The following is an 11,960-nucleotide window of genomic DNA, read 5'->3' as shown; positions in this document are numbered from 1 at the left end:
ATTGGTTTGCTAATTTTAAACAAAAAATGCCATCAATTAATTGATGGCATTTTTAAATGTCGCTGCCCCGCATGAGGCAACATCATTTTAAAACTTATTTACCAGAACGGTTACGTTTACGTTCATTTTCAGTCAACCAGCGTTTACGGATACGGATTGACTTAGGTGTCACTTCAACTAATTCATCATCTTCAATGAATTCAAGCGCTTGTTCAAGCGTATATTCAACAGCAGGAACAAGAGTCAACGCATCATCAGTACCAGAAGCACGTACGTTTGTTAACTGTTTTGCTTTAGTTGGGTTAACTGTCATGTCATCTGAACGAGAGTTAATACCAATGATCATACCTTCGTAAACTTCTAACTGAGGTTTAGCAAATAGACGACCACGGTCTTGCAATGTGAACAATGCATAGCCAAGGCAAGTACCTTGAACCATAGAAATCAACACACCGTTTTGACGTTTCGCAACAGTACCTTGTTTCATTGGACCGTAGTGTGAGAAACTTGAAGTCATGATTCCTGTACCAGAAGTCATGGTCAAGAATTCAGAACGGAAACCAATTAAGCCACGTGAAGGAACAGTTGCTTCAATACGGATACGGCCTTTACCGTCAACTTCCATATTCGTCATTTCGCCTTTACGATGACCCATTTGTTCCATTACAGAACCTTGGTGCTGTTCTTCAACGTCAAATGTTACGTTTTCGTATGGCTCTTGCTTTTCGCCATCAACTTCTTTCAAGATTACTTGTGGGCGAGATACGCCCATCTCGAAGCCTTCACGACGCATGTTTTCAATAAGAACTGAAAGGTGAAGTTCACCACGACCTGATACTTTAAAGCTATCAGGACTATCAGTATCTTCAACACGAAGCGCAACGTTGTGAATTAATTCGCGGTCTAAACGTTCACGGATATTACGTGAAGTAACAAATTTACCTTCTTTACCAGCAAACGGAGAGTTGTTTACTTGGAAAGTCATGGTTACTGTAGGTTCATCTACAGACAATGCTGGTAAAGCTTCAACATTTTTCGGATCACAAATGGTGTCAGAAATATGAAGTTCATCAATACCTGTGATACACACGATATCGCCTGCTTGAGCAGATTCAACATCAACACGCTCTAAACCATGGTAACCCATGATTTTTAAGATACGACCGTTACGTGTCTTACCGTCTTTATCAATCACAGTTACTGGTGTGTTTAATTTTACAGAACCACGTTGAATACGACCAACACCGATAACACCTACGAAGCTGTTATAGTCAAGTGAAGAAATCTGCATTTGGAATGGACCATCAACATCAACTGCTGGTGGCTCAACAATGTCTACGATGGTTTGGAACAATGGAGTCATATCTTCAGCAAGTTCTTCTGGAGATGGACCAGCAACACCACGAAGACCTGAAGCGTAAACAACTGGGAAGTCTAACTGCTCGTCAGAACCACCTAAGTTATCAAACAAATCAAACACTTGATCAATAACCCAATCTGGACGCGCGCTTGGCTTGTCGACTTTGTTGATAATTACGATTGGCTTCAAACCACGTGCGAACGCTTTTTGCGTTACGAAACGAGTTTGTGGCATTGGGCCTTCTTGAGAGTCAACAAGTAGAAGTACACAGTCAACCATCGACATTACACGTTCAACTTCACCACCGAAGTCCGCGTGTCCTGGGGTGTCGACGATGTTAATACGGTATTCTGTATTGGTACGTGCATCTAACCATTTGATTGCAGTGTTTTTTGCAAGAATGGTAATACCACGTTCACTTTCAATCGCGCCTGAATCCATGACACGCTCAATCTCGCCTGCACGATCGCCAAGTGCACCTGATTGCTGTAAAAGTTTGTCTACTAGAGTGGTTTTACCGTGGTCAACGTGCGCAATGATGGCAATGTTGCGGAGAGTTTTGATATCTGACATGTAAATTCGATACGCCTAAAGTTTGAGGGCAAATTATACAGAAAAATAATAGAATTTAGTAGTGACAGTTTATTGACAGACTCATTTTTTTTGATAAGTGGTGTGTAATTAATTTTGTAAAGCTGTGTAAAGCGATTAGAATAGCGCCACCTTGCTAACACCCTTTGACATATGTCTGATCAAAATCTCTCTCCCAATCAAACAGATCAACTCGATTTGGTCTATGGTTTAAACGACCGCCCTCGCCCAATCATTGCTTTTCTTGCTGCCTTTCAACATCTCCTTGCAATTATTGTCCCAATTGTTACTCCGGGCTTACTCATCTGTCTAGCGCTTGGTGTGTCGAAAGAGGACACCAACATGATTTTATCCATGTCTTTGGTCATTTCAGGGATTGCAACCTTCTTACAATGTAAAAAAGTTGGACCTTTTGGTGCAGGCTTATTAATTGTTCAGGGCACCAGTTTTAACTTTATCGGCCCGATTATTGGAATCGGCTCTGCCATGGTTGCTGCAGGTACTCCAGTAGAATCCGTCATGGCTGCAATTTTTGGTGTGGTAATCGCAGGTTCATTTATTGAAATGGGCGTGTCACGTATTCTGCCTTGGGTGAAAATGTTAATTACCCCATTGGTAACAGGCATTGTGGTGTTATTGATTGGTTTGACCCTCATTAAAGAAGGTCTGATCAGCATGGGTGGTGGCTATCAAGCCATGTCAAACAATACCTTTGCCAATGCAGACAACCTAATCATGTCGTGTACGGTTTTAGGCTTAATTATCTTGCTGAATCGCATCCGTATTACATGGGTAAAAAGTTCTGCTATCTTAATTGCCTTAATTGCAGGGTACACTCTTGCAGGCTTTATGGGGCATCTGGATTTTTCAGGTTTAAAAGATGCGCCTTTAGTACAAGTTCCGACGCCAATGCATTTTGGACTAAGCTTCTCTTGGAGCTTGTTTATTCCAATGGCCTTCATCTATTTAGTGACGTCTTTAGAAGCAATTGGTGATATTACAGCAACCTCTAAACTCTCTAACCAACCTGTCGATGGTGCAACATGGATGGAGCGTATTAAAGGCGGTGTCTTGGTGAATGGTGCAAACTCTTTCCTTGCTGGTATTTTCAATACCTTTCCTAGTTCGGTCTTTGCACAAAATAATGGCGTGATTCAGCTTACTGGCGTTGCGAGCCGTTATGTCGGCATCTGGATTGCTGCGTTATTGGTGATTTTGGGTTTACTCCCTGCTGTTGCAGGTGTGATTCAGGCAGTGCCTCAAGCTGTTTTAGGCGGCGCTGTGATGGTGATGTTTGGAGCTGTAGCAGCCTCTGGAATTAACATTCTGTCAGGTATTCATCTTGACCGCCGCGCACTACTGATTATTGCCATTTCATTGGCACTCGGTTTAGGTGTTGCACAAGTTCCACAAATTTTGGAACATTTACCCGAATTATTCCGTAACATCTTCAGTTCAGGTGTTGCGACAGGTGGTATTGCAGCCTTGTTATTAAATATTATTCTTCCTGAAACGAAGAAATAATTGTTCATTTCAGTATGCACTTTGCCCAGCACTGTCTGGGCATCGTTTTTACAATGGAGTATATAAAATGGATCCACGAAGTGAAGTTGTTCTTCGCCAGCAAGAATTTCTCTCTGGTTCAGTTTTACTGGTCAATGCACCGTGTGACGAATTAAACACACAGTTAATTGGTACTGTAGAACCACATTTTTGGACATGGAATTTTAACGAATTACAATATTTCCAAAACCAACAAAGTGATGTGCATTTTGGTACAGATTTGCCTGATGTCGCTTTTGATCAAGCCATCGTGTTTGTTCCAAAGTCAAAAGAACTACTCAATTATGTGCTACACCAACTGGTGAGTCGTTTGGCCGTAGGCGCATCGATCTTTTTAGTTGGTGAAAAGAAAGGAGGTGTAGAACGCGCCTCTAAACAGCTGCAACCTTTTGGTAAAACCCTCAAATTAGACAGCGCTCGACATTGTCAAATGTGGCAGTTAATCACCGAAAAAACCGTAACCGCAAAACCTTTGGCCGATTGGGCTCAACTATATACAGTGCCAACCCCGAAAGGTGAATTACAGATTTGTGCATTACCGGGTGTATTTAGTCAAAATCGTCTAGACGTGGGCACAGCAGTGTTATTGCCTCACCTTTCACAGGTCACTTCTGGAAAAATTGCAGACTTTGGCTGTGGTGCAGGCGTGATCAGTGCTTATTTGGCCAAGTTAAATCCGAAAAATCGCATTTTTGCACTGGATGTCGATGCCTTTGCACTCGCTTCAACAAAAATGACTTTTGAGAAAAATAACCTTTTACCAGAACAACTTGAGATTAAAGCGGTACACGGAATTGAGGATGCTCCTCTGTTTTTACACGCAATCGTCAGCAATCCCCCATTCCATCAAGGCATTCATACAGATTACAATGCCAGCGAAAATTTATGCAAAACATCCCGTCGCCATCTTAAATCGGATGGCGAGTTGTGGATTGTTGCCAACCGCTTTCTGAATTATCCATTACTCATTGAGCAAAGTTTTGGCCAATGTACAACCAAAGCCGATCAACAAGGCTTTAAAGTGCTGTTTGCCAGCACACAAAAGAAATCTTAAGGAACAATGATGAGCGAAATGACTCAACCAGCTCAACTCAAGCGGAAGCTTGGAGCTCGCCATCTGAATATGATCGCCATTGGTGGTTCAATTGGTACAGGTTTATTCCTTGCCTCAGGTGCAACCATTGCAAATGCTGGCCCTGGCGGGGCGTTATTGGCCTACTGCTTAATTGGTGTGATGATTTACTTTCTCATGACCAGTCTGGGTGAGTTGGCAACACACAACCCAACATCCGGTGCATTTTTCACCTATGGCACCAAGTATGTTGAAGGTGGTTTTGGTTTCGCCCTTGGCTGGAACTATTGGTATAACTGGGCCATTACGGTTGCATTTGAATTGGTTGCAGTCCAATTCATTATGAAATTCTGGTTTCCCGATCTGCCCGGTTTCTACTGGAGTGCTCTCTTCTTAGCTGTTGTCTTTGGGATCAATGCACTGACAGTCAAAGGCTTTGGTGAAAGTGAGTTCTTCTTCTCCTTGGTTAAAGTCCTTGCCATCATTGTATTTATCATCATTGGTATTTTCATGATAGCTAAAATCATGATGACGCCAGGTGTCGCAACTTTTGCCAACTGGACCAAAGGTGAAGCACCCTTCGTTGGTGGCTTATCTGCACTGATTGGTGTCGCGATGATTGCAGGGTTCTCGTTCCAAGGTACCGAAATGGTCGGTGTTGCTGCAGGTGAATCGAAGGATCCACAAAAGACGATCCCGATTGCCATCAAACAGATTTTTTGGCGCATCCTACTGTTTTATGTGGTGTGTATTTTCATTATCGGTACACTCATTTCATATGATGATCCACTTTTGTTACAAGCGGCTTCATCAGAGAATATTGCACTCTCTCCATTTACCTTACTCTATGAAAAAGCTGGTTTTGCCTTTGCTGCCAGTGTTATGAATGCCGTGATTTTAACCGCGATTCTATCGGCAGGTAATTCAGGGATGTATTCATCGACGCGTATGCTGTTCAATATGGCCCAAAATGGCAGTGCACCTAAACTGTTTGCCAAATTAGACCCACGCGGCGTACCCATGAATGCACTTTATGCGACAACTGCAATTGCTGCACTTTGCTTCTTAACTACTTTCATTGGCGAAGAACAGGTCTTTAATTGGCTGCTCAACATGTCGGGTATGTGTGGCTTTATTGTTTGGTTAGGGATTGCTGTTTCACACTATCGTTTCCGTAAAGGATATGTTGCCCAAGGGCATAAGGTTGAAGACTTAGCTTATCGTGCAAAATTCTTCCCCTTTGCCCCTTGGTTTGCCTTTATCCTGTGCGCCATTGTTGTTTTAGGTCAAAACTACCAAGCGGTACTTGATGGCGAATGGCTCTCTGTTTTATCGACCTATATTGGTATTTTCTTATTCTTGGCGATTTGGCTAGGCTATAAATGGAAATACAAAACCAAACTGGTTTCTTACCAAGAAATGGATGTCAGTCCAATGAATCCTGATCGCGAATAAAATTCTTTCATAATAAAAAACAGCCTTCGGGCTGTTTTTTATTATCTTCCATTTCATTATTTATTTTTTTACCCAAATATAACGAATTAATAACTAATGTAAATCTTAATAAGACAGCTTATTGAGTCCCGACCTCTATCAACTTATAGACACTAAATATCAAACTATAAATAATATTTCTTTGGCAAAAAAGCCTTACAGAGCTAGACAACTAGAAATACCCATTCGTTCGAAAGCTAAAGCTAAAGCTATTATCGATGTTGTGAAGCATGAGTAAATGGAAATCCCCTGTTCATTCTTCTTAGATTTATCTTCTAAAATTAAATACTTCTAACAGTGTCTTATATCCTATGCATAAATGACCACGAACACCGTAAGTCTCAACGGCTTTTGCACTGGTTCAACCTTATTTTCATCAACACGAGTTAACATAAATTTCATTATCTAACGGCATAAAAAAACGACTCCGAAGAGTCGTTTTTTTAGTTAAAACTCAGATTATTGAGCTTGAACTGTACGGCTGCCAGAAATTGTCGCGAATACACGACGGTTCATAGCACGGCCTTCTTTAGTGTTGTTGTCAGCAATCGGTTGGTCCCAAGCGAAACCTTGAGTAGACAAACGAGCTGGATCAACGTTGTACTCGTTTACTAGAGACGATTTAACAGAGTTAGCACGAGCTAAAGATAAACGTTCGTTCAATGCACGTGGACCAGTGTTGTCTGTGTGACCTTCGATGCGAGCAGTAGCGTTTGGATATTCAACTAACTTCTCAGCAACTTTAGCGATTTCTGGCTTGTATTGGTCTTTGATGTTTGATTTGTTTGTATCAAAGAACACACGAAGTTCCATATTAAGGTCTTCAGTTAACTCTTGTGGTTCAACTGGAGCAACTGGCTCAACTGGAGCAACTTCTACTACTGGAGCAGCAGGTTTCAAGTGACCACCAAGAACTACGTTAAGACCAGCAAGCGCTGTGTAGTTCCAGAAATCTTCATCGATGTTGTAAGTAGCACGAGCTTCAGTACGTAGAGATAAAGCATCATTCAAGCGCCAGAAAGCACCGAAACCAGCATTACCTAGAGTGCCTTCGTCATCTTTAAGACCAATATCACCTAAGTCATATTTGTAATGACCAGCACCTAATAGTACGTATGGCTTAATTTTGCTGTCGTAGTTTTTAGTAATCAAATCAGAAGTAGCGTAGAAGTTACCGTTGATTTGAGTTTGTTTGTATTCTGAGTTAGCAACAGCCGAATCAATATCACCCTTAACTTGGTTATATTCAGCTTCAAAACCTAACCAAGGAGTCAATTCAACGCCAAGTGCTGCACCAACGAATAAATCGTCTTGTAGCTCAGGACCATTTGTTAAATGATCACCACCATTGTTGTGTTTACTGTCTTGGAAAGTGTAACCAAGCATTAATGGAGTAACAGTTACGCCCGCGTTTGCAGCAGCTAAAGGAGCAGCTACGAGCATTGCTAATGCAATACGACTCATTTTCATGGATTTATCCTCCAGAGATAACAATTGTTTTTCAAGCTTAAGCTTATTTAACCATTCTGAGATAGGCTTTTTTATACCCCAGTTTTATTTTTAAGCTATTCGCAATGAATCATACAAACACTTTATTTTTTTTCCAAGTGCTTGATAACTTTAATCAAGTAAATTATTGACAAAATTACTTACAATTTCCGTTGTAATTCGGTAATTTTTTACTCAATTTTTACTTGCGAATAGCTTATTTTCACTTGTCTTACATTTTAACAGCTTTTTAAACAAGTTGAGTACTACTAATTATGTATAAAATTTGTTTGATAAACAAAGCTTTAATAAATAAAAAAATAGCGCCATAACAATAAAACTGGATAACCATATGTTTTTTATCAATAAAAAAGGGTTCACTTTATTTGAACTTATGATCACTATTAGCATTATTCTGATCATTTGTACAGTAGCTCTTCCTCATTTTCATCAGTATATGGCAGCACAAGAGCGAACCAAGACACTGAATACACTAAGAAATAATATTCATGCAGCCAAAAACATGGCCAACTTACAACGACAAAATATCACGATTTGCCCAAGTCAAGACCTCGTTCAATGCCAAAATCATCAGTGGAACATGGGCTTTATTGTATTTATCGATAATAATAAAAACCGACGAGTAGATACCAGTGAAACGATTATTCGGACAGAACAACAGCAGCTCAAGTATGGCAATCTTGATTGGCGTGGCACACTCAGTCTTCCATCTTTAAGCTTTAAAGCTGAAAATGGCCTCCCCCTTGGCTCAAATGGAACTTTCTATTATTGCTCTATGCAAAGTCAGGATCACTTTAAATTAGTCATGAGCAAAATGGGGCAGACCCGGACTGAACCCCTCGATGCCTGTAACTAGACCCATGAGTCCATAATCACGTTTTCAGCTTTTCTCTCGAGTAAATTTGCATATACTGCTTAAGTTTCCAACAAAACGTATAAGTGATTCGGAGAAAAAAATGACAGACATCGTAATTGTGAATGGTGCTCGTACGGCAATGGGCGGTTTTCAAGGCAGTTTAGCCAGTGTAACCGCTCCAGAACTCGGTGCAGTGACAATTAAAGAAGCGATTGCTCGTGCTGGCCTACACGCAAACGATGTAGAAGAAGTAATCATGGGCTGTGTTCTACCTGCGGGTTTAAAGCAAGGCCCAGCACGTCAAGCTATGCGCCAAGCAGGCTTACCTGATTCAACAGGGGCCGTGACCATCAATAAATTATGTGGTTCTGGCATGAAAGCAGTAATGCAAGCTGCGGATATGATCAAAGCAGGTTCGGCAAATATCGTGGTTGCAGGTGGCATGGAGTCGATGACCAATGCTCCTTATATTTTAACCAAAGCGCGTGCAGGCTACCGTATGGGGCATGGTGATGTTAAAGACCACATGTTCCTTGACGGTTTAGAAGATGCTGAAACAGGTCGATTGATGGGTTCTTTCGCACAAGATATGGCCAATACTCGTGGCTATACGCGTGAGCAAATGGATGCCTTCGCGATTCGCTCTTTAGAGCGTGCACAAACAGCGGTCAACGAAGGTTACTTTGCCGATGAAATCGTGCCTGTGACAGTTTCATCTCGCAAAGGTGATGTTGTCGTTGATAAAGATGAACAACCGTTCAATGCCAATATTGCAAAAATTCCAAGCCTTCGCCCTGCCTTTGCTAAAGATGGCACCATCACTGCAGCAAATGCAAGCTCAATCTCGGATGGTGCATCCGCACTAGTTTTAACGTCAGCAGAAAATGCATCAAACAAAGGTTTAGCACCATTAGCGAAAATTGTGGCTTATGCATCGAATTCACAGCATCCATCAGAGTTCACCATTGCACCAGTCGGTGCAATTGAAAAAGTGCTTAAGAAAACAGGTTGGAATGCACAAGACGTAGATCTTTGGGAAATCAATGAAGCTTTTGCGATGGTGACCATGTGTCCAATCGATGACTTCAAACTTGATCCTGCAAAAGTAAACATCAATGGTGGAGCTTGCGCATTGGGTCACCCTGTCGGTTCAACCGGTTCACGTATTATCCTGACTTTGATTCATGCGCTTAAACGCACAGGTGGTAAAAAAGGGATTGCAGCACTCTGCATCGGTGGTGGTGAAGCAACTGCTGTAGCGATTGAATTACTTTAAGATTCAAGCAACTTTCTTTTATTGACATATTTTATACAATGAAAGACTGGCTGATTAGCTGATATAAAAGCGACATTTATGAAAATCCCTCGACTGCGAGGGATTTTTTATTACAAGATTGTATTAGGGTCGATCTTAACGACTTGTTAAAATAACGACGAAAAAAACAACAAGGATAAGACAATGCAACTGAATCACTACCTCAACTTTGATGGTCAAACTGAAGCCGCTTTTAATTTTTACAAGTCTGTCTTTGGTGGAGAGTTTGCAACGTTCATGCGTTATGGAGACTTACCTTCAGATGAAAGTTCAGTTACCCTTTCCGACGCTGACCAACAAAAAATCATGCATGTTTCGCTTCCCATCAATGCCAGCACGATTCTGATGGCTTCGGATACCAATGATCAGTTTTGTGCCCAAACCAATACTGTTTTTACTGTAGGCAACAACCACTATATTTCCATTAACTTAGATGCCCATGAACAAGCCGATGCAAAACGCTTATTTGATGCACTTTCAGCCAATGGAAAAATAGAGATGCCTCTAGAGAAAACATTTTGGGGCGCACTCTATGGTGCATTTACCGATCAATTTGGAGTGAAGTGGATGGTGAATTGCCAATTAGAAGAAGGATAAAATGCATCTTCTTTTTAAACATCAATATTTGAGAATTGCGCAATAATAGTGAGCCCCAAGGTAATAAAACCGATACCGAGCCATCCAGCCAAATCGATGTTCTGCCCTAAAAATGCTTTAGCAAGAAGTGCTGTGGCAATGACACCAATGCCAGACCACAGCACATATAAAATTCCCGCTTGCATAAATTTTAAGGCATAGGCGGCACACGCAAAAGAAATCATGTAAAGCACCAGTGCAATACCTTGATCCAATTTATTGACCAAGCCATTACCTTTTGCGGAATAAAAAGTCGAAAGCACATCTGTAGCAATAGCAATAAGTAGCCAAATGACACCGGGATTAATTTTTGTAACTAAGGACATCACAAATTATTACTCTTTGCTATTTCTAATAAGTTTTCCAATGTAGGAGATACTCTAAAACCTATATGAGGCTGCTGAAGGATAGCTGTGAATAGCATTTTAGACAATTCACTTTCAGGTAGCTGTCTAATTCTATTGTATAGCTTTAAATCCCGTTGTTCCGCAATAGCATGCTCACCTTGGTTTCGGCATGAAGTAACAACCATATTCATAGCATGTTTCTTTGCATATTCTCCTGATTGATAAGCCCTTGTACTATTTGCTACCGCTCTAAAAATTATATTAAAAACTTGCCCCACTGAAAAATTTTCAAGTAGCTTACTAAAGGTTGTCTTTGTTACCTCACCAATACTTGGCTCATACCCCACATCATTCATTTGATGCAAAAAATAACTTAATACTTCGTAGAAAGCTAAGTCTTTCCAAATATCCAATAATGTCTCATAGCTTTCATGTACATCTATTTCTAAATATAATAAACGCTCTATAAGTAAACTAAATTTGTCATTCGCATTAATATTGAGCACATATTTAACATCATAAGTATAGTAACGGTTTGGCTTATTATTTTCATCGAATACAAAAGCATCGATATCTGAATCAGTTGATGGGACTAAAATTTTATTGTTTATTAAATGCTTAATAATTTTAGTTGTTAATTCTTGATGTGGAGTAACAGGTTCTAGGCTGGAACCAATTGGGTTTATATATTGGCCATCTTCAGATAAACAGCACCTTAAAATCGTACATAGAAAAATTTTTTCTTTGATACTTAGACTATCCTCTTCAATTTTTTCATACCTTTCAAAACCATACTCTTTTTCAATGGCTTCCTTTTTTAGTTTTATATCATTTTTCATTTTAATTTCAGTTTGGACTTCTTCTTTTCTTCTAATTGCAATACACGCAGAACACGGACAATTATAGATATAAGGTTTATGTCCACAATTCCAGCACTCTGCTTTGTGATTATTCAAAAGTAGCTTTGATGATTTATTAGCTATCGAACATGCCAAATCAGCAGGGCAATTTGGACATTTACTTACTCGAACTAAAGGAAATGATCGAACAAGCATTGTTGGTCTAATATTAATAGAAAATTCGTCTAATAATTTTTCTAATCTATCCCCTCTTTTATACTTATTTATGAGATCTACTAACTGATCTTCTGATAGGTGTTCCAACTCCTGGCCTACAGTTTCAATAATCAAATTATCAGCACTCAAATGATTCATATG

Annotated in this window: 10 protein-coding genes; 6 read left to right on the top strand and 4 right to left on the bottom strand. The window is 40.3% G+C overall.

Annotation, left to right across the window (positions count from 1 at the left end; genetic code table 11):
- Positions 1-94 precede the first annotated feature (94 nt).
- Positions 95-1,933 (bottom strand): translational GTPase TypA, encoded by a 1,839-nt coding sequence (gene typA / locus JZ787_RS03730; RefSeq protein WP_087528277.1) that lies wholly within the window; start codon positions 1,931-1,933, stop codon positions 95-97.
- A 171-nt stretch (positions 1,934-2,104) separates the two neighbouring features.
- Here typA and JZ787_RS03725 point away from each other — a divergent pair, with 171 nt between their 5' ends.
- The 3 genes from JZ787_RS03725 to JZ787_RS03715 all read left to right on the top strand — a co-directional run bounded on the left by JZ787_RS03725 (position 2,105) and on the right by JZ787_RS03715 (position 6,041).
- Positions 2,105-3,475: a uracil-xanthine permease family protein gene (locus JZ787_RS03725; protein ID WP_004695168.1), complete on the top strand. Its 1,371-nt coding sequence runs from the start codon at positions 2,105-2,107 to the stop codon at positions 3,473-3,475.
- Between the two features lie 67 nt (positions 3,476-3,542).
- Complete coding sequence (locus JZ787_RS03720) at positions 3,543-4,568, top strand: class I SAM-dependent methyltransferase (RefSeq protein ID WP_125274310.1); 1,026 nt, start codon at positions 3,543-3,545, stop codon at positions 4,566-4,568.
- A 9-nt stretch (positions 4,569-4,577) separates the two neighbouring features.
- Positions 4,578-6,041: an amino acid permease gene (locus JZ787_RS03715; RefSeq protein WP_234950642.1), complete on the top strand. Its 1,464-nt coding sequence runs from the start codon at positions 4,578-4,580 to the stop codon at positions 6,039-6,041.
- 498 nt (positions 6,042-6,539) lie between these two features.
- Here JZ787_RS03715 and omp38 read toward each other — a convergent pair whose 3' ends face one another.
- The gene (gene omp38, locus JZ787_RS03710) at positions 6,540-7,550 is read right to left on the bottom strand and encodes an outer membrane protein Omp38 (RefSeq protein ID WP_004983121.1); all 1,011 of its coding nucleotides are present in this window, start codon (positions 7,548-7,550) and stop codon (positions 6,540-6,542) included.
- A gap of 370 nt (positions 7,551-7,920) precedes the next feature.
- Here omp38 and JZ787_RS03705 point away from each other — a divergent pair, with 370 nt between their 5' ends.
- The 3 genes from JZ787_RS03705 to JZ787_RS03695 all read left to right on the top strand — a co-directional run bounded on the left by JZ787_RS03705 (position 7,921) and on the right by JZ787_RS03695 (position 10,357).
- Positions 7,921-8,445 (top strand): GspH/FimT family protein, encoded by a 525-nt coding sequence (locus JZ787_RS03705; RefSeq protein ID WP_168158266.1) that lies wholly within the window; start codon positions 7,921-7,923, stop codon positions 8,443-8,445.
- 100 nt (positions 8,446-8,545) lie between these two features.
- Positions 8,546-9,721 (top strand): acetyl-CoA C-acyltransferase, encoded by a 1,176-nt coding sequence (locus JZ787_RS03700; RefSeq protein WP_004983123.1) that lies wholly within the window; start codon positions 8,546-8,548, stop codon positions 9,719-9,721.
- A gap of 183 nt (positions 9,722-9,904) precedes the next feature.
- A complete protein-coding gene (locus JZ787_RS03695; protein ID WP_062034137.1) occupies positions 9,905-10,357 on the top strand; it encodes a VOC family protein in 453 nt (150 codons plus the stop codon).
- 14 nt (positions 10,358-10,371) lie between these two features.
- Here JZ787_RS03695 and JZ787_RS03690 read toward each other — a convergent pair whose 3' ends face one another.
- Positions 10,372-10,725: an SMR family transporter gene (locus tag JZ787_RS03690; protein ID WP_205667628.1), complete on the bottom strand. Its 354-nt coding sequence runs from the start codon at positions 10,723-10,725 to the stop codon at positions 10,372-10,374.
- A complete protein-coding gene (locus tag JZ787_RS03685; protein ID WP_346311702.1) occupies positions 10,722-11,957 on the bottom strand; it encodes a hypothetical protein in 1,236 nt (411 codons plus the stop codon). The genes JZ787_RS03690 and JZ787_RS03685 overlap by 4 nt, the downstream gene beginning before the upstream one ends.
- Between the last annotated feature and the right edge of the window lie 3 nt (positions 11,958-11,960).

This window comes from Acinetobacter sp. BWR-L5 (assembly GCF_039655985.1).
Classification (GTDB): Bacteria; Pseudomonadota; Gammaproteobacteria; order Pseudomonadales; family Moraxellaceae; genus Acinetobacter; species Acinetobacter johnsonii.
The sequence above is the reverse complement of the archived record's forward strand: the minus strand, read 5'-3'. Positions and strand labels throughout refer to the sequence as shown.

Bases quoted from the DNA above. Each gene is read 5' to 3' on its own strand.
- JZ787_RS03725 (WP_004695168.1), top strand. From the start codon at position 2,105: ATGTCTGATCAAAATCTCTCTCCCAATCAAACAGATCAACTCGATTTG.
- typA (WP_087528277.1), bottom strand. From the start codon at position 1,933: ATGTCAGATATCAAAACTCTCCGCAACATTGCCATCATTGCGCACGTT.
- JZ787_RS03720 (WP_125274310.1), top strand. From the start codon at position 3,543: ATGGATCCACGAAGTGAAGTTGTTCTTCGCCAGCAAGAATTTCTCTCT.
- JZ787_RS03685 (WP_346311702.1), bottom strand. From the start codon at position 11,957: ATGAATCATTTGAGTGCTGATAATTTGATTATTGAAACTGTAGGCCAG.
- omp38 (WP_004983121.1), bottom strand. From the start codon at position 7,550: ATGAAAATGAGTCGTATTGCATTAGCAATGCTCGTAGCTGCTCCTTTA.
- JZ787_RS03695 (WP_062034137.1), top strand. From the start codon at position 9,905: ATGCAACTGAATCACTACCTCAACTTTGATGGTCAAACTGAAGCCGCT.
- JZ787_RS03715 (WP_234950642.1), top strand. From the start codon at position 4,578: ATGAGCGAAATGACTCAACCAGCTCAACTCAAGCGGAAGCTTGGAGCT.
- JZ787_RS03700 (WP_004983123.1), top strand. From the start codon at position 8,546: ATGACAGACATCGTAATTGTGAATGGTGCTCGTACGGCAATGGGCGGT.
- JZ787_RS03705 (WP_168158266.1), top strand. From the start codon at position 7,921: ATGTTTTTTATCAATAAAAAAGGGTTCACTTTATTTGAACTTATGATC.